The sequence below is a fragment of the Sphingobacterium sp. UBA865 genome (genome assembly GCF_002295765.1).
GTDB classification, from domain to species: Bacteria; Bacteroidota; Bacteroidia; order Sphingobacteriales; family Sphingobacteriaceae; genus Sphingobacterium; species Sphingobacterium multivorum.
Map to the genome: position 1 here is coordinate 38,451 of NZ_DBGB01000042.1, position 19,308 is coordinate 57,758.

15 protein-coding genes are annotated in these 19,308 nt (G+C 41.8%); 3 read left to right on the plus strand and 12 right to left on the minus strand.

The window, feature by feature from the left end; all coding sequences use genetic code 11:
- The first annotated feature begins 68 nt into the window (after positions 1-68).
- Positions 69-719 (plus strand): HAD-IA family hydrolase, encoded by a 651-nt coding sequence (locus B2O97_RS23275; protein WP_070569715.1) that lies wholly within the window; start codon positions 69-71, stop codon positions 717-719.
- 335 nt (positions 720-1,054) lie between these two features.
- On the opposite strand, the gene rny is transcribed toward B2O97_RS23275, so the two are convergent.
- From rny to B2O97_RS23300, 5 genes are all read right to left on the minus strand, one after another.
- Positions 1,055-2,608, minus strand: a complete 1,554-nt coding sequence (rny, locus tag B2O97_RS23280) for a ribonuclease Y (RefSeq protein WP_070569714.1) — start codon at positions 2,606-2,608, stop codon at positions 1,055-1,057.
- 348 nt (positions 2,609-2,956) lie between these two features.
- On the minus strand, positions 2,957-3,247 hold the full coding sequence (locus B2O97_RS23285) for a cell division protein ZapA (protein ID WP_046675831.1): 291 nt from the start codon (positions 3,245-3,247) through the stop codon (positions 2,957-2,959).
- Between the two features lie 54 nt (positions 3,248-3,301).
- The gene (locus B2O97_RS23290) at positions 3,302-3,607 is read right to left on the minus strand and encodes a hypothetical protein (protein ID WP_046675830.1); all 306 of its coding nucleotides are present in this window, start codon (positions 3,605-3,607) and stop codon (positions 3,302-3,304) included.
- Positions 3,608-3,647: 40 nt separating this feature from the next.
- Positions 3,648-6,044 (minus strand): phenylalanine--tRNA ligase subunit beta, encoded by a 2,397-nt coding sequence (gene pheT / locus B2O97_RS23295; RefSeq protein ID WP_070569976.1) that lies wholly within the window; start codon positions 6,042-6,044, stop codon positions 3,648-3,650.
- A 219-nt stretch (positions 6,045-6,263) separates the two neighbouring features.
- A complete protein-coding gene (locus tag B2O97_RS23300; RefSeq protein WP_139145085.1) occupies positions 6,264-6,608 on the minus strand; it encodes a hypothetical protein in 345 nt (114 codons plus the stop codon).
- 150 nt (positions 6,609-6,758) lie between these two features.
- On the opposite strand from B2O97_RS23300, the gene purL reads away from it, so the two are divergent.
- On the plus strand, positions 6,759-10,490 hold the full coding sequence (gene purL / locus B2O97_RS23305; protein WP_070569710.1) for a phosphoribosylformylglycinamidine synthase: 3,732 nt from the start codon (positions 6,759-6,761) through the stop codon (positions 10,488-10,490).
- Positions 10,491-10,527: 37 nt separating this feature from the next.
- Here purL and B2O97_RS23310 read toward each other — a convergent pair whose 3' ends face one another.
- Both B2O97_RS23310 and B2O97_RS23315 read right to left on the minus strand, forming a co-directional pair.
- A complete protein-coding gene (locus B2O97_RS23310) occupies positions 10,528-10,974 on the minus strand; it encodes a DoxX family protein (protein WP_070569708.1) in 447 nt (148 codons plus the stop codon).
- A gap of 234 nt (positions 10,975-11,208) precedes the next feature.
- Positions 11,209-12,123 carry an AEC family transporter gene (locus B2O97_RS23315; protein ID WP_070569706.1) on the minus strand — a complete coding sequence of 305 codons (915 nt, stop codon included), beginning with the start codon at positions 12,121-12,123 and terminating at the stop codon, positions 11,209-11,211.
- A gap of 108 nt (positions 12,124-12,231) precedes the next feature.
- Between B2O97_RS23315 and B2O97_RS23320 the strand changes: the two genes are divergently transcribed.
- Complete coding sequence (locus B2O97_RS23320; protein WP_159332891.1) at positions 12,232-13,062, plus strand: helix-turn-helix domain-containing protein; 831 nt, start codon at positions 12,232-12,234, stop codon at positions 13,060-13,062.
- A 54-nt stretch (positions 13,063-13,116) separates the two neighbouring features.
- On the opposite strand, the gene B2O97_RS23325 is transcribed toward B2O97_RS23320, so the two are convergent.
- From B2O97_RS23325 to lysA, 5 genes are all read right to left on the minus strand, one after another.
- Entirely contained in the window at positions 13,117-15,516 is a 2,400-nt protein-coding gene (locus tag B2O97_RS23325) for a mechanosensitive ion channel family protein (protein ID WP_070569701.1), read from the minus strand.
- 64 nt (positions 15,517-15,580) lie between these two features.
- The gene (locus tag B2O97_RS23330; RefSeq protein WP_070569699.1) at positions 15,581-16,984 is read right to left on the minus strand and encodes a radical SAM protein; all 1,404 of its coding nucleotides are present in this window, start codon (positions 16,982-16,984) and stop codon (positions 15,581-15,583) included.
- Between the two features lie 11 nt (positions 16,985-16,995).
- A complete protein-coding gene (locus B2O97_RS23335) occupies positions 16,996-17,235 on the minus strand; it encodes a hypothetical protein (protein ID WP_070569697.1) in 240 nt (79 codons plus the stop codon).
- A gap of 5 nt (positions 17,236-17,240) precedes the next feature.
- Positions 17,241-17,999, minus strand: coding sequence for a prolipoprotein diacylglyceryl transferase (locus B2O97_RS23340; RefSeq protein WP_070569694.1), 759 nt, complete (start codon positions 17,997-17,999; stop codon positions 17,241-17,243).
- A gap of 137 nt (positions 18,000-18,136) precedes the next feature.
- The gene (gene lysA / locus B2O97_RS23345) at positions 18,137-19,297 is read right to left on the minus strand and encodes a diaminopimelate decarboxylase (RefSeq protein WP_070569692.1); all 1,161 of its coding nucleotides are present in this window, start codon (positions 19,295-19,297) and stop codon (positions 18,137-18,139) included.
- Positions 19,298-19,308: the final 11 nt, after the last annotated feature.

A 19,308-nucleotide genomic window follows, 5' to 3' on the forward strand; every position in this document is an offset into this window, starting at 1 on the left:
GTAGGTCATTATCTGCTTTCAGGGCAAACAAACTCGCTTACTCCTATTCTATTCCGTAATATTGCAGCATGAAGTCTTACAAACATATCTTATTCGATCTGGACGGAACCCTGACCGACCCTGCAGAAGGGATTACAAAATGTATTGCCTATGCCTTGGAGTCCAAAGGCATCCATACAGCCGATCTGAATAGCCTCAAACCCTTGATCGGTCCGCCCCTTAAAGATTCTTTCATACATACCTTTGGATTTGGGGAAAGCGAAGCAATTGCCTGTGTAGAAAAATATCGGGAGCGCTTTTCAGCCATAGGACTGTACGAGAACATCCTGTTTGATCGCATACCCGAGCTTTTAACGCTCCTGAAAACAAAAGGGTACAGCATCTATCTGGCGACCTCCAAACCCGAAATATTCGCCCACAAAATATTACAACACTTTGAAATAAATACCTATTTTGATTTTGCGGGTGGAAGCGCTTTGGACGATTCCAGACCGACCAAAACCAGCGTCATCCAATATGTCATGGAAAAGGCCAAACTAACAAATCCACAGGAATGCCTCATGATCGGCGATCGTAAACATGATCTGATTGGCGCAAGGGAAACTGCCATGGATGCTGTTGGCGTACTGTATGGCTATGGTAGCCAAGCCGAACTCGAGCAGGAGTCACCGACCTATCTCATCCAGACAGTGCCTGACCTGATCGAATTTTTCAATTAAAAAATAGGGATCCTAAATTAAAGACAATTTAGGTTGAGTCCATTTAGGTCAACTTGATTCAAGTCTAGTCTATTCAAGTTCAGTCTATTCAAGTCTGGTCTATTCAGATCAATTCCAATACAGTCTATTGACACCAATTCAAGTCCATTCGCCAGGCAAGACACAAGTCAATTCAGGCTAATTCTACTCAGGCCAAGTTTATTGAGAACAGTTCAAGTCAATACCCAAACACCTTGAATAACTGAAATCATCCTGTTGAGCGAAAGCTGTAGAATTCCATAAAAAAAGCTCCAATCATTTTGATTGGAGCTTTTTTTATGATGGATCCTTAGGATCTATTTTGCGTAAGACACCGATCTTGTCTCACGGATAACAGTTACTTTAATTTGCCCTGGATACGTCATTTCCGTTTGGATACGGTTAGAGATATCAGCAGCGAGTATTTCCGACTGCGCATCAGAGACCTTCTCACTCTCCACGATGACACGTAGTTCACGACCAGCTTGTATCGCGAAGGTCTTCTCAACCCCAGGATACGATAAAGCCAAGTCTTCCAGCTCTTTTAAGCGCTTGATATAACTTTCTACAACCTCACGGCGTGCGCCCGGGCGTGCGCCAGAAATCGCATCACAAGCTTGAACAACCGGAGATATTAAAGCCGTCATTTCGATCTCATCATGGTGAGCACCAATTGCGTTACATACATCAGGGTGTTCCTTGTATTTCTCTGCAAGTTGCATACCTAAAATAGCGTGTGGCAACTCTGGATTGTCATCAGGCACTTTACCAATATCGTGAAGTAATCCAGCACGTTTCGCATGTTTAACATTCAGGCCCAGTTCTGCAGCCATTGTCGCAGCAAAATTAGCAACCTCACGCGAGTGCTGTAAAAGATTCTGTCCGTAAGATGAACGGTAACGCATACGCCCTACCATACGAATCAATTCGGGGTGCAAACCATGGATCCCCAAATCGATCGCTGTACGTTCACCGATTTCAACAATTTCATCCTCAATTTGCGTCCGTGTTTTTGCAACAACTTCCTCAATACGTGCCGGGTGGATACGTCCATCGGTTACCAAACGGTGTAAAGCTAAACGTGCGATTTCCCGACGTACAGGATCGAAACCGGATAGGATAATTGCTTCAGGTGTATCATCTACGATGATCTCTACGCCCGTTGCAGCTTCCAATGCACGAATATTACGACCTTCGCGACCAATAATACGACCTTTAATTTCATCATTTTCAATATTGAAAATTGAAACGGTATTTTCGATCGCAGATTCCGTAGCGGTGCGTTGAATCGTCTGTATAACAACCTTTTTCGCCTCTTTAGTCGCTGTCAATTTTGCCTCATCCACAATATCTTTGATTTGAATCATGGCTTGTGAGCGGGCTTCTTCACGCAACGAATCCACCAATTGATTTTTTGCTTCGTCGGCAGTTACGCCAGCGATGCTTTCCAATTGCTTAATCTGTTGCAATTTTAACGCTTCTACTTCCTCGGATTTCTTTTCATTCAGTTCAACCAATTTATCCAATTGCTTTTTCTTGGTATCCACGTCCTGCTTGTCGCGGTTGATGTTTTCCAATTTTTGGTTAATTGACTGCTCTTTTTGTCTTAACGTATTTTCCTTCTGGTTGATGGCATTGTTACGTTGATTGACTTCCTTTTCATGTTCAGATTTTAATTGAAGGAACTTTTCTTTGGCCTCTAACAGGCGTTTCTTTTTAATGTGTTCCCCTTCCTGCTCTGCATCTTTCAGTATGCTATTTACCTTATCCTTGGCTTCCTGTTCTTGCTTTTTAAACAACAAAACCAATAGATAACGACCTATAACAACACCAACAATCAGAGAAATTATGCTATAAATTGCGATGTCCATGTATGTATAATTGTATTATTATGTTTGTTTTTATTAATTATATTCAAATTCCAGTAAAATCATGAATCGTCCTATTCCCCTTCTTTGGTATGCACCAATGTGGCGAGCCTGATAAGCTCATAAGACTTCATGACAAAAAAAAACCGCAATTAAATTTAAACAGGTCTCATGTATTATTAAACTTCGTGATTACATAATTAGGCTTAGATTATGACCCAGATGGCTTTCGCAAAATGGCCTATATCTTTTTGCGCCTGTAATATTGAAGCGTTAAGTTTAAAATAGTGACAACCCGAATTTAATTGCGGCAAATTCGTCGTTTAAGCTCTAAATATAAAGAACGTAAATTTATTTTTTAAAGAAATCCGTCAACAACTGATCAAGTTCCTGTACTGAATTTTCCAAGCCCACTTCGTGGTTTTGGGACTGCCGCTCTGCATTAAGCATACGCGTCGCAAATTGCAATACACACATGGACAACAAATCCTGCTTATCTCTCACAGTATAGTTTTCCTGCAATTCCTTTACTTTTTCATTTATCAATTTCGCAGCATGTCGAATTACTTCTTCTTCCGCGCTCTCCACCCGAAGGGGATAAACACGATCTGCGATATTTATTTTTATGGAAATCTCTCCCATTTCTTTGAGCTTTTTAACGTTGTATTAGTTTGAATCCGATAACACTTCTCCCAACTATTTCAACAAACTAATACATTTGTCTATTTCCCGCACAAAATCGTTAATTTTTTGTTTTGTGTCAAGTATTTTTTCATTAATTGCTTCCTTATCCGTTTCAGAATCTAACGTGCGGGCAACTGCCAACGCTTTGACCTTCTCTTCCAACTGCTTGCTCTTATCGTTGCTCGCATCGAAAGCCACTTTTAAGGATTGTACCTCTAATTTAAGCAAATCATTTTCTTCTTGCAAGACTTCGCACAATTGAATTAAATTTTTCGTTTTCTCAACGATCAGATTCATTTGTGAAGACAATGTTGCCATAGTATAAATTGAATATTACCAATTAATGTTGTATCTCTCGTTAACCACGCACTTCCGCACCTAGTTCCTTCTCAAAATTAACAATTAATTTTTGAACTATCGCATCAATTTGCTTATCCGTAAGTGTTTTTTCTTCATCCTGCAAGATAAAGCTCAGAGCATAAGACTTTTTCCCTTCCGGAATTTTATCACCTTTATACACATCAAACACATTTACCTCCTTCAAAAGCTTGCGTTCGGTCTTTTGAGCAACAAATTGTAGCTTATCGAAGCTCACATTTTCATCGATCAAGAGCGACAAATCTCTGCGCACAGCCGGGAATTTGGAAACTTCTTTGTATTGAATGCTATTCTTACGAATAATTTTCATCAAAACATCCCAGTCAAAATCAGCAAAGAAAACCTGACCTTCAACATCTGCTTTTTTCAAATCTGCGTTCGCGATTGCACCAAAAGAAACTAAACATTTCTGCCCTTTCATATAGTTCAAACCATAGGCGAAATGTGTACTTGTAGCATCTTGTATCTGAATTCCTTCAATTTTCAAGCGTTTGATAAGCGTATCTACAGCCGCTTTAAGGTTATAGAAATTAACCGCGTCTTTTTTGCTGTTCCATTGCTCAGCTTCATTTTTACCTGCCATGGCAAAAGCCAGATGCTGCGTTTCTTTATAGCCTTCACCATCCAGCGCATAAGTTTTACCGAATTCGAAGAACTTCAGGTCAAAGTTTCTTCGTTTTTGGTTATATTCAATCGCACTCAAAACAGAAAAAACCATATTTTGACGCATTGTATCCAAATCCGAGCTCAATGGATTATACAATTTGACCGCCGTTTCGCTATCATCCGCATAATCCAGCTTCGTTAGGGAGTTGGACAGAATTTCACGAAACCCATTGGCGATGAGCAGATCAGCCAATTGATTTAAGACAACTTCCTTATCCGGCTTCTCAACCGTATTTAAAGAGGCCTTAATTTGTGACTTCAACTCGATATTGTTATAACCATAAATCCGCAACACTTCTTCCACAACGTCTACCTCGCGTGTGACATCAACGCGGTATGCAGGCACCAACACATCAAGTCCTGTTTCAGTTTCTGAAGCGACTTCAATGCCAAGAGCGACAATAATGGATTTAATTTCTTCATTTGGGATCGCCTGACCGATCAAACGAACCACATTCGCATAGCTCACGTGAAATGAAAACGGGTTAATCACCACGGGATACTCATCTTTTAGCGTCGATGAAATCGTTCCACCCGCAATTTCCTGAATCAATAACGCTGCGCGCTTCAAGGCTTCAACCGTAATATTCGGATCGGTACCACGTTCGAAACGGAAAGAGGCATCTGTTTTTAAGCCATGTCTTTTGGAGGTCTTCCGTACAGAAACAGCATTGAAATAGGCCGACTCCAAAAATACATTGGTCGTTTCGGCTGATACACCCGAATGTGCTCCACCGAAAACACCCGCAATACACATTGGTTTTTCTGCATCAGCAATCACCAAGTCCTCTGCAGACAAGGTACGCTCCACACCATCCAGCGTAACAAATTTTTCACCCTCAGTCGCCAAACGAACAATGACTTTATTTCCCGCAATTTTATCAGCATCAAAAGCATGCAGTGGCTGACCTAAATCGTGTAGTATATAATTGGTAACATCGACAATATTATTGATCGGACGAACACCGATAACATTTAATTTCTCTTTTAACCAATCGGGAGATTCGCCAACGCGAACACCGGTAATATTGATACCGCTATAACGTGGGCTTGCCTGTGCGTCTGCAACGACCACTGTCGTTCCCTCCGCCTCAGCAGCCTTAAATGCAGAAACATCTGCCTTTAACACGTGTGTACGAAAATGTGCCGCAATATCTCTTGCAACACCTAAATGCGAAGCAGCATCTGCACGGTTTGGTGTTAAGCCAATTTCATAACGGTAATCATCCTGGATATTGAAATGATCTTTCACTAAGGTCCCCACTGCAACGTCAGCTGGTAATTCAACGATGCCGGCATGAGATGTACCCAAACCGATTTCATCTTCTCCACATAACATACCTTCGGAAACTTCACCACGAATTTTAGATTTGGTAATTTTAAAAGGCTCTCCGGTAAGCGGATGGCAAGTAGTACCTACTGTAGCAACAATAACTTTCAATCCTGTACGACAGTTTGGTGCACCACATACAATGTGCAATAACTCCGGTCCACCGACATCAACAGTGGTTACTCTTAATTTATCGGCATTAGGATGCTGTTCACAAGTTTTCACTTCACCAACAACCAAACCGTCCAATCCACCTGGGATACTCTGCACGACGTCCAAAGCTTCTACTTCCAATCCTGTATTTGTTAAGATCAGTGATAGTTCCTCCGGTGTCGAATCTATATTAACGTGTTGTTTTAACCAATTATATGAAATATTCATCTCGAATCTGATTTGATGCACAAACTTAGATAAATTTGAGTTTATATCCAACGTCAATTTGCCGATCATCGCCGGAAGTCCTGAATTTGAAGATAGCTGGCAGCCCCTATCCTCACCGGCTGTATGACAAATTACCATATGGTCTAAGGGGTTGTTGGGCTTCGGCGAACAAACCGACTTGCCACAGGGCGTTTTTCTTGCGCTATTGCTTATGCTTTTTCAGGTTTTCCGCATGGACAAGGTGCTTTGGGCTTTAGTCGGCACATCGTTGGCCTTGGTTTGGGGCAGCTTCGGGACATGGCCTGAACATGGTCGGGATTGCTTCGCCTGCTGTTCGGCCGTTGTTCGGCTCCTTGCCGAAGCGGACCCGAATCTTTCCCGAAGCCCAGTCGAAGCCCAGCCGAAGCTGTCTCGAAGCTGTCTCGAAGCTGTCCCGAGCCGTTCCCGAAGCAATCCTGATCCGTTGCCGAATAGCGTACGGACTTGAGCGGATTTAAAGGGAATTAAACGGACTTTAGGCATATACACTCCGCTCTTGAATAAGCAAGCCCGACACAATTTCATAAAAAAAGCCTTATCAAATTGTACCAATTTTTATCCTTTTTATGTCCAATCTTAAAGACCTATTTTTTAATCAAAAATCCAGTCATTTCCATAAAAATAATATGTAACTTTGTGCTTTAATTTGAAGAACGTTCAAAACAAACATTTATAATGATTCATTTCTTTGAGAACCCATCGAACACTGTATATGGTGTTCAAAGCGTAAACTCTTTATCACAAGAAGACATTACTAAACTCAACTGGCTATTCGGCAACGCCAAAAAACTAGACGACCAAAACCTTAACCATTACTTTGTAGGACCCCGCGCCGCGATGGTTACTCCCTGGAGTACCAATGCAGTAGAAATCACGCAAAATATGGGAATTGCAGGAATTGTTCGTATAGAAGAATTTCAACCGGTACCAGCGGATTTCAATGACTTCGATCCAATGATTTCCCAAAAGTTCAGTATGTTGACACAGGACATGTATACCGTCAACATTACACCTGAACCGATATTGGAAATTCAAGACATCGAGGCCTACAACAAATCTGAGGGCCTAGCGCTAAATCCAGAAGAAGTAGATTACCTCAATAACCTTTCGACCAAATTGGGTCGTCTGCTTACAGACTCGGAAGTATTCGCTTTTTCACAAGCAAACTCTGAACACTGTAGACACAAGATTTTCAATGGTACCTTTATCATTGATGGCGAAGAGCAACCCACTTCCCTCTTTAAATTAATTAAAAAGACTTCTGAAACCAATCCGAACGAGATTGTTTCTGCTTATAAAGATAACGTTGCCTTTGTCAAAGGTCCACGTGTCACACAATTTGCACCTAAATCGGCCGACAAACCTGACTTTTACGAAGAGAAAGCATTTGATTCGGTTTTATCCGTAAAAGCTGAAACACACAATTTCCCGACTACTGTAGAACCATTTTCGGGTGCTGCAACTGGGTCAGGTGGTGAAATCCGCGACCGTATGGCCGGTGGCCAAGGAGCGATTCCATTGGCGGGTACTGCCGTATACATGACTGCTTATTCGCGATTGGAACAAAATAAATTGGACCTTCAGGCAGGAACAGTTACTGAACCGGCAAAGGAACTCAACAAAACGCGGCCATGGGAAAATGCGATGCAAGAGCGTCAATGGTTGTACCAGACCCCGGTTGACATCCTGATTAAAGCTTCCAATGGTGCTTCTGACTTCGGTAATAAGTTTGGTCAGCCCTTAATTACAGGTTCTGTATTGACCTTCGAACATGAAGAGGATGGCCGTAAACTTGGTTACGACAAAGTCATTATGCAAGCGGGTGGTGTTGGTTATGGAAAACTGGATCAAGCGAAAAAACATACGCCGAAAACTGGCGATAAAGTTGTTATCCTAGGTGGAGAAAATTACCGCATCGGAATGGGTGGCGCTGCTGTATCTTCTGCAGATACAGGGGCATTTGGTTCTGGAATTGAGCTTAATGCCATTCAACGTTCCAATCCCGAAATGCAAAAACGTGCAGCGAATGCTGTTCGTGGCTTAGTAGAGTCTGATCATAACCCTATTGTGTCTATCCACGATCATGGTGCAGGTGGCCACTTAAACTGTTTATCTGAACTTGTTGAAGAGACCGGCGGCTTGATTGACCTGGATGCACTTCCTGTAGGCGATCCTACACTATCCGCAAAAGAAATTATCGGTAATGAATCGCAAGAACGTATGGGACTTGTGATCGCCGAAGATGATATTGACACCTTAAAACGTGTTGCCGATCGCGAACGTGCACCAATGTACACCGTAGGTGATGTCACTGGCGACCACCACTTTATTTTCGAATCAAAAAGTACGGGTGAAAAACCAATGGATTACGCCCTTGAAGATTTCTTTGGCTCATCGCCAAAAACTTTCATGCGCGATAAAACCGTAGTTCGTAACTACGCTGATCTTGCTTATGATGCAGCTAATATTCCAAGCTACTTAAACCAAGTATTACAACTGGAAGCGGTTGCTTCCAAAGATTGGTTAACCAATAAAGTAGACCGTTGTGTTGGTGGCCGTGTTGCCAAACAACAATGTGCGGGTCCATTGCAATTGCCGTTGAATAACGTCGGTGTCATGGCATTGGATTATAAAGGTAAAGAAGGTATTGCGACAACAATAGGTCACTCCCCTGTGGCTGCCTTAGTGGATCCGGCTGCGGCAAGCAGAACGGCTATTGCGGAATCGCTTTCCAACATCGTATTTGCCCCAATCAAAAATGGTCTTGCAGGAATCTCCCTATCGGCCAACTGGATGTGGGCAGCCAATAATGAGGGTGAAGATGCCCGCTTATACCAAGCTGTTAAAGCATGCTCGGATTTTGCCATTGCATTGGGAATCAATATCCCCACGGGAAAAGATTCTTTGTCGATGAAGCAAAAATATCCAAACGGCGAAAACGTCATTGCCCCTGGCACATTGATCATTTCTGCCGCAGGAAACTGTACTGATATCACCAAAGTGGTTGAACCTGTGCTAAACAAAACAGCCGGATCGATCTATTACATCAACTTATCAAAAGATCAGTTCAAATTAGGGGGTTCGTCATTTGCACAAATCATCAATAAATTAGGTACTGAAGTACCGACCATTCAAGATGCTGCTTACTTTAAAACAGCATTCAATACCGTACAGCAATTAATTCACGAAGGACAGATCGAAGCTGGTCACGATGTAGGCTCGGGTGGCTTGATTACAACCTTATTGGAAATGACCTTTGCCGATGTTAATCTTGGTGCCAATTATGACCTTTCGGCATTACATGAATCGGATAGCGTAAAAGCCTTCTTTAATGAGAATATTGCACTTGTCCTTCAAGCGAAAGACGACGCTGCATTTGAAGCGATCGTGAAAGATGCCGGTGTAGACGCGGTTAAAATTGGTCAGGTGATCGAAGGTAATACAGTAACAATTAAAAATCAAGAAGCGGTATTCAGCTTTGATGTAGCAGCAACACGTGATGGATGGTTTACGACATCCTTCCTTTTGGATTCCAAGCAATCTAAAAATGGAACTGCACAACAACGTTTTGATAATTATAAACACCAACCCCTAGCCTTTACTTTCCCAAGTCAATTTGATGGTAAGAAACCAAAAATCGACGGAACTAAAGCACGTCCGAAAGCGGCAATCCTTCGTGAGAAAGGTTCCAACTCCGAACGCGAAATGGCAAATGCCATGTTCTTGGCAGGCTTTGATGTGAAAGATGTTCACATGACCGATTTGATCACTGGTCGTGAGACATTGGAAGACATCCAATTTATCGGTGCCGTCGGAGGCTTCTCGAACTCAGATGTATTGGGTTCGGCAAAAGGTTGGGCCGGTGCTTTCCTTTACAATGAAAAAGCGAAAAAAGCCTTAACCGACTTCTTTGCTCGTCCGGATACACTTTCGGTTGGTATCTGTAATGGATGTCAGTTATTTATGGAACTTGAAATGATCAATCCTGAGCATGAAATCCATGGAAAAATGCTACACAATACTTCAGGGAAACACGAGTCAAACTTTGTGTCTGTAAAAGTTCAGGAAAACAATTCGGTCATGTTATCGACACTAGCGGGAAGTACCTTAGGGGTTTGGATTTCACACGGGGAAGGAAAATTCAACCTTCCGTATGCGGAAGAGCAATACAATATCGTGGCAAAATATGCTTATGAGCAATATCCGCATAACCCAAATGGTTCGGACTATAATACAGCAATGGTCTGCGATAAGACTGGACGCCACTTGGCTACGATGCCACATATTGAGCGTTCGGTGTTCCAATGGCATTGGGCAAATTATCCAAAAGGTCGTCAGGACGAAGTTTCTCCTTGGATTGAAGCATTCGTTAATGCACGTCAATGGATTGACGAGCAAGGCAAATAAAAAAAGAAAAACTCCTTCATGTATGAAGGAGTTTTTTTTAGATATCCCTTTTGTATCCTGGTTTGTTCATCATTTGATCTAGGGAGTATTTTCCAGAGCCCATGACCATAAAAAAGATCAGCAAAAAGAATACGACTATAGAAAGCCACAATTCGGAATTCAAATAACTAAACCCGTGGGTGATATTAACAAAAAATACAGCCCCTACCAATTCCGGAAATAATAGTAATGAGGCTAAACGGGTTTGAAAACCTAAGATAAGGAACAGCCCGCCTACCAAATGGGTAAAAACCACATAGTGAACCGCACCCCATGATGATAAGTGGAAACTACTTTGCTCAATCATGTGTTGAACAACGTCCCTATCATTTACGAAACTTACACCTTTGGCAAAAATAACGATCCCTAAGGCTATTCTTAGGTAATCGATCCATTGTGGGTGATGTGCATCGCCCCAATGCTCAATTTTGTGTATCAGGTTCATAACATACCTCCTTTTTATAGATGGTTATAGCCTAATAACAATTGAACAGTAAAAAAGTTGTTTGTATGAGATGATTCACTATCAAAATGTTACGAAGTGAAGACAGCCCACTCCTACGCAACACTTCTGCTCAAACCAATCGTTGGCAAATGAGGCCTCACGCTGTTTCCAAAATCAATCAATCAATCAATCAATCAATCAATCAATCAATCAATCAATCAATGCAACCATAAATTAGGAGAAAAAAAATCGAATGACAAAATCCCAAAACGCGGTTGTCAGCAGCCCCACAACGATACTAAAACCGATCACCAGATTGACCAATTTGGTATTCAGATGGTATTGCTCGGCAATGATCCCTGAGGTTACCAAGGTTGGCATAGCCGCTTCGAATATACTAATCCGCGCAACAGCGCCCTTTACACCAAGTAGTAAAGCAAATAATAATACCAATGCTGGGGCAAGAATCAATTTATAACTCATCGCTGTACTGATCTGCGAAATCTGTTGTCGCCAGCCATCAAACTTCAACTGTAAACCAATAGAAAATAAGGCCAAGGGTCCAACGGTCGCCACCAGCCTATCAAAAAAAGGCTCGGCAACCGAAAGATCAACCAATTGCGACAGCATTAAGGCTGTTATACAACCGATCAGGGGTGGAAAGCTGACTAACTTTCGAAGCATAAATTTGACATCGATCGCCTCGCCATCTTGGGCATTCGCTCGCAGTGCATTGATAAGTCCAGCTGTAGAAAGTAGAATAAATGTGGTTTGGTCGCAAATAATCGCAATCGGCAACTGGGCTTCGCCAAAATAGGCGATGATCAATGGAAAGCCAATAAAGGACGTATTGCTATAACCAGCGGCCAATTCCAAACTACTGCGCGAACGCTGTTTATAGTTTTTACGCCTACAGTACATTTCCATAAATAACCAACTACCTGCCCAAACGAGGATTGCCGAAAACACCGGAAACAGTAATTGCGATGACCATACAATCTTCGGAATATATTTGAAAGACACCGCTGGAAGGGCAAAATAAAGAATCCAGGTATTGATCCCTTTATGTGCTTCGGAATGAATTAAATTTGTTCGCTTTAACAGCATCCCTGCCGCGATGCAAAATGCAATCATTATAAAATTGACCATGTTTTATTACCATTTTATACGACACAAAGGTGCAATAGTACAGCAGGCAATAACATGTACAAATACATTATTTTTATGTACATTTACGGATATATAATCAGGAGAATAATGCGCAAAAAACAGTTTGAGCCTTTGCGGATCAGTGAATTTATTGAGGATAGCTTTCATTTACCTCCACATGAACAGAATTATTATGAGCTTGTTTATATTCGTTCAGGCAAAGGAACCCATGTGATCAACAGATTTGAACTGAACTATGAACGTGGTGATGTATTCTTAATTAGTCCGGCAGACAAGCATTATTTTAACATTGAAGAAAAGACACATTTTCTGTTTATTTTATTTACAGATACCTACTTCCTGCAGAATAAACGCAATCAAAAGCGCTATGCCTGGATTATGGAGCTGATGAACGACAGGGGATTAAAGGAACGCCAATTGGATATGGACGAGCATTATCGCCTGATTTACACTCATATCCTGGAAGCGGTCCGACTGTATAGTCATACCACAGTCCGCGAGCATTCGGACTGGCTATTTGACCAACTCGTCGCGATCTTTGGGCTCTTCAAAGAAATAGCAGAGACGCAACGTATACCCCAGCAGCATGAACTATATGTTGACCGATCGATTTCGGCTTACATTCATCAGCATATTTTTTCGCCCGAACAACTTCAGGTCAGCCTACTGGCTCAGAAATTCAATATTGCCCCATCCTATTTTGGGACCTACTTTAAGAAGAACTTCGGCAGCAGTTTAAGAGCGTATATCAATACCTACCGGATCGAACTCATCGAGAACAGACTTAAATCCAAAGATTATACCTTGAAACAAATTGCTGCAGAACTCGGATTTACTGACGAGAGCCATCTTTCCCATTTCTACAAACGCGCCCGGGGATTTAGTCCTTTACATTATCGAACTCAGCGGACTAAATAGTAGGCTTTCCAGATAATACACCCTGTATACGCGGAAAAATTGCAATTGAATGGGCTAAATCTTGGGTGGAATGACGCTATAAAACTTCAAGCCCTCAGCTTCAAACTTCTTATACAATACAAGTAAGACATCATTTTTAAAGGCAGAAGCATTGGCAGCAAAATTTACCCAGCCGGAAACACTCAGGTAAATCATCTCAGCACTGATGTCCTGTATACTGATTCCGCTATCTCTATCCTTGATAAAATGGTCACTACTTTCCATAGCGTCTTTGATCCATTGTTTGGCTTGGTCCAAATCTGCTTTCCGATCGATATGGAGAACAAAACTTGTCTTGCTGTATTCTTGGGATAAGGTCCAATTGACAACCCTTCCCGACAGCAAATCACCATTTGGAATAATGACATCTGCACCATCACCTGTTTTTAAAACACTGGCGCGTATACCGATTTCCTTGACGCGCCCTTTTTTGTCGGCAAGCTCAATTTGATCACCAACGCGAAACGGCTTATCAAAAACCAAAATTATGCCCGAGACAAAATTATTGATGATATTCTGCATGCCGAGTCCGATACCAACACTCAATGCGCCAATCACGACCGTAAGTTTGTCCAAACTCATACCCAGGGCCGAGATGGCCATAAAGAAACCGATCAGAATAATGGCCAAGCGAAAGAGCGGAAATAAGGTCATCTTCTGATTATAGACCTGGCTGAGCTGACCGTCTTCACCACCAAGAACGATCAAACTAATATTTTTCTGAAACCAATTGGCCACCAACAGCAGTAAAACCGCTACACCAAGATTTCCTAAGGTAAAAGAGATGCTGCCGATGCTGCGTACTTTTCCGAAGAATGTTTCGCTCAATGCCAATAAACTTTCAATAAACTGTAAGTTATTTGCCAGCACAATGATCGCCAAAAGCACACAGACAATACGCAGAATTTCGGTGATGATAGCCAAGGTGCGCTGCTCGTTGAAACGCATCCAAAAACCGGAAGTCAGCCGATCTTTTTTAAACTGATTGCGGACATCCGCCTTAATCATATCCGAAAAATACTGCAGTGTAAAAGACTGCACCAGCCCCACAGCACAGGCAATACTAAAACTACGTGAATGCTCCACATGCCCGATAATATTCAGTGTAATTGCGGTCACGTTGAGTATAGCAAAAATTACATAAATAAAATTACTGATATAACCCGGACTATCCGCATTCTTTATACGCCGTTTCGTATAACTGACCAATCCTAAAGCAATCAAATTGAAGGCAATACAAACGATACGTAAAAACAGGTCATCGCTTACGATCATATTGACAAATACATCCAGGATATAGAATACAATAAGGATAATGGCAATTTTACGCTGCAATCCACTCATGCGATGCCTGAGCAAAAACATGAAGATTAACATGATGACCAATTGGGAAGCCTGCAAAATGAAACTTGGTGTAAAGAAGTTTACAAAAGGCAACAGTGTCAGGAGAAAAATAATGGTTTTCCCAACGATCGCATCAATCGCAAGTTTATGTTCAGGATCATTTTGCCGAAGGATATAAGACACCCGTACAATCCAGTAGCAATACCCCAATCCCAGTACAATCAACAGGATACGGCTCGCCCAATCTGTCCGATTCACATATTTGTCTATCGACTTATTGTTACTGTAATTACTCCGGATATTATTTAAGATCACATCTTTAGAGATGGCTGCCGTATTGGCTTTCCATATCGAACTTTTAGCGGTCACGGAATCGGCTTTTTTGTTTCCGCTTTTTATTTCGTGAACGGTTTCAATCCGAATCAGATGACGTTGATTTTTAGCTATAAGTTCATCAATCGTCCGATTGATCGCTTCCAGCGAATCTTGTTTTGCAGCTAGTTTAAGCTGCGCATTGTCGAGATATTGATACGCTCTACTGTGATTATTGGCACTGATATCATAGCGGTTGATCAGCGTCTTGATCTGATCTGCTGTCACATTGAGGCTATTGGAATAATTGCTGATACTGCCTTTAATTGACTTCAACTGGCTGATTTCTTCATGGATACTATTTTTTATTAAAGCAATACTATCTTTAGCCGATCCAGCATTCGTTGTCAAGTAGCCATTGGATTTTTCATTCAGCTGCGCGATAAGCTCGGCCATGGAAGCCGTACGAATATTGGATAAAAAGTTTAGATTTACTTTGCGCAGATCATTTCGTAGCTCATTCCGCAGTGAGTCATTTCCAACCCGCGTCGAATCCACATTCGACCGTCTACTTAGGCTGCTATGGCTCGCCGTGCGATCGCCTATCTGATTCTTCCGAACCTGAACGGAGTCCTGTGCAAATCCGTGCAGCTGAAAAGTCAAGAGACTTAAGACAAAAATAAAACGCTTAACAATGCCCAATTTCATACTTCTAATTTTGTTGACTTTCTTTCCTGGCAACAGGTAGTCAAATGCCATGGAAACTACAAATTGCAAAGAAAGGACCAAAGGTTTTTCTCCGACAAAAATAACTTATCTCCTGTTAAAATCGAATAGCATCGGAGAGTTTTAGTTCTTCCAGCCGTTTTATTTTATCATCACGATAAAATAAATTCATCGTCTCAAAAGGAATCAACTTCAAGTCTTTATTGACGATGTGGACACAAGATTTCTTAACAGCACGAACATCAAAATCGTAGGCATCCATAAAATTCATAATGATAATGCGGAAAAGATTGTCGTAATCAAGATCAGGTGCGCACACTTCTGGCAAACAGCAAAGTAACTGGTTTACTTTTGGCTTTACCTTATCCACCGAAATTCCGGTACTAAATATATCCAGCAATTGCATCTGAACACCTTTGTCCTGTTCATAGACAATGGTATTGCGCGATTGGTTATTTAATAAAATAGCCGGATCAATATGCCGGGTCAAGGGTATCCGCTCATCGCCTATCTTCAGGATATAACCCATCGCCAACGCATCAGGATTACAAGGAACAGGAATAATATCATGTGGATCCAATAGGGAATATTGATTCAGAATTTCCTGACGCACCTCGGTCAGTGTCATTTTATGCTGCTGTGCATCGGTCGCATTTCGCCCGGCAATTTCCACCGGTTGAAAAGTTACCCCGCGTACACATCGCTGTTGTAAAGCGTACTCCAAGATTTTACCAATTTCATCATCATTGGTTCCCTTTTCTAAGACCACAACCAATGTTGTACTCAGATTGAGCGCATTTAATTTGTCAATGGCCTTTTTTCGGACATCCGTGAGATCTTTGCCCCGAAACTTTTCGAGCACGGATGGGCGAAAAGAATCAAACTGGAGATAGATTTCAAATTCAGGCGCATAGGTGGCGAGTTGCTCAGCAAAACCAGGATCATTGGCAATTCGGATACCATTCGTATTGAGCATGAGATGCTTAATAGGTTTTGTCTTCGCAATGTCTAAAATCTTAAAAAAATCAGGGTGTATGGTTGGCTCTCCACCGCTGATCTGAACAACATCCGGTTCACCCTCACTTTCGACGATTTTGTCAAACATCTGTTCAATCTCTTCCAGCGAGCGATGTCGTCCGTAGTGGGGCGACGACATGGCGTAACAAGTTGGGCAGGTCAAATTACAACGGTCGGTCACCTCAACAATGGACAGGCAGCTATGCTGCTCGTGATCTACACATAAACCGCAATCGTATGGGCAGCCATAATGTACTTCATTGTCAAATTTCAACGGTGTTTCGGAGGCTTTATTATAATTCCGAATGTTCTTATAATAGTCAACATCCGTCGCAATCAGCGTTTTGAAAAAACCATGATTGGGACAGTTTTTGGTCATAAATACCTGTTCATCCTCGATAATAATCTTGGCACCCACACGCGAAAGGCATGTTGGACATAGGCTAATGGTATAATCGTAGTACGTATAGTTTCTTACTGGCATCGTTCTGATTTCTAGTTCATAAAGGTAAGTCCGCAGGCAAGCCCCCCTGCCAGCATTGCTCCAATTCCGCCCAACAATAATTTAAGCCAGGGATTGACATTAAACTTCGACTCCTTATTACCTGCTTTAATAATCGAGCCGATAATAATAACCAAAAGTGCAATGCCAATCACAATAGCACCTATAGTAAGAAGAAAAAGTCCCAACATCGCGGTACTTTCCGATCCAAATGATCCTTCAAGCAAATACATGATTCCTATTTTTTGATTAAACGTTCATTTTTTAATAAATAAATATAATAAATTATCACCACGATGCAGGTAATTTGTATGGTACTTAGCCCCAAAAGTATAATTGCCCGTGGCTTAATAAAGTCCAAAAGGAAACGAAAACTAAAATAACTAAGCATAAAAAGCTGAAACAACACACCATTTCGATAATTGTATCGTCGTTTAAAAAGTTGGAGCGTTACAAATAAAAGCAGCAAAAATGCGATTTCATACAGCGCAACTGGATGCCGTTTGTAGGCATCGCCCAAGTACATCCCCAATGGAGAGGTAGTGGGAAAACCGTAGGTCTGCTCGAATACACCCGTGTAAAAACATCCTATCCTGCCAATGACAATTGCGGTAATTAAAGGAAAGACCATCCGATCCCCGGTACTTTCTTTTTTACCCATGATCTTTTTCATCCCTTCTACAGCAACCAAACCTCCTGCCAAACCACCGATTATCGTATTATTCACCCAGATGTAGGTCCATTTATGTGTCGCATTGAGCAACTCAGCCGGACGCTCGAGGGACCCGATAATATGCGAGCCGATTAAAGCGCCTAAGCCGGCAGCAATAACAATAAGAAGTGAATTGGTATGCCCTAAACTTTCCTCATCCTTCCACTTGAGCAGTTGGTAATAACGCATCCCTATAAACATCCCCAACCCTTCCATAAAAGGATGTAAGAGAAATGTTTTTCCAAACAAATCTATCGTAACCGGAAATTCAATTAGCACAAGCATAAACAAGTATACGAAAGACGATCAACAAAATGATAAACAAAATTGCTCACCAAGCAGACAGGACGCCAGCATTTAAAAACAAAAAAAGCCAGTCCGAGAAATGGACTGGCTTAAGAATAATTATTTTACGACAGCTATTAAAGCTGATTGCTATACACAAACCGTATTTCCTCACGGAGGTTATAACGCGAAGCCATCACTTCGCCATAGGCGCCTGCAGAACGAATGGCAATTAAGTCGCCACGTTTTGAGACCGGAAGTGGCACTTCCTTACCAAAACAATCTGAAGATTCACAGATCGGTCCAACCACATCATAGTTAATGGATTCTACAGTGTCCACCGCACTGATATTCTCAATTTTATGATAGGCCTGATACAAGGCCGGGCGCATTAATTCAGTCATTCCGGCATCCAATACCAAGAAATTCTTCTTGACACCATTTTTGACATACAAGACACGGCTTACCAAGCTTCCGCATTGCGCAACCAAAGCCCGTCCCAATTCAAAGTGCACTTCTTGCTGTGCTGTACGCTCCAGGAAGCGGTCGAAAATATCAAAATAGGCTTCAAAATCGGGAATTGTATTCCCATCCGGATTTTTATAATCTATCCCCAATCCGCCACCGACATTCAATACACGGATTTGTGTACCGCGTTCTTCAAACCAGTTTTTCCATTCATTGACTTTCACACACAGGCTTTTGAATACGGTCATATCCGTAATCTGTGAACCGACGTGAAAATGAAGACCTACCAATTCAATAGACTCACATTTTTTAAGCACGGCTGCACATTTTTCCAAATCGGCATTGGGCACACCAAATTTGTTTTCATCAAGCCCTGTTGTAATATAATGATGGGTATGTGCATCCACGTTTGGATTGATCCGTAAAGCTACATTCGCTTTTACACCTTTCTTTGAGGCAAGCTCATTGATGACCTCAAGCTCCTGAATGGATTCAACATTAAACGCGAAGATATTTTGATCGAGCGCGTAATTGATTTCCTTATCGGATTTACCAACTCCTGCAAAAGTAACTTTTTTGGAATCAAAGCCACATTCAATGGCTTTCTTCACCTCATTGCCGCTCACACAATCCGCACCAAAGCCGACCGCTTGAATCGCCTTCAATAACTCGTCATTAAAATTGGCCTTTAATGCATAATGAACATGAAATCCCCGTTTGTGCGAAGCAGCATGCGCAGCCTCCAGGGTCTTGTTTAACACATGCAGATCATAATAATAAAACGGCGTTTCTTTCTCTGCAAACTTCGCCGCGATACCTGTATTTATCATATAAAAACCTA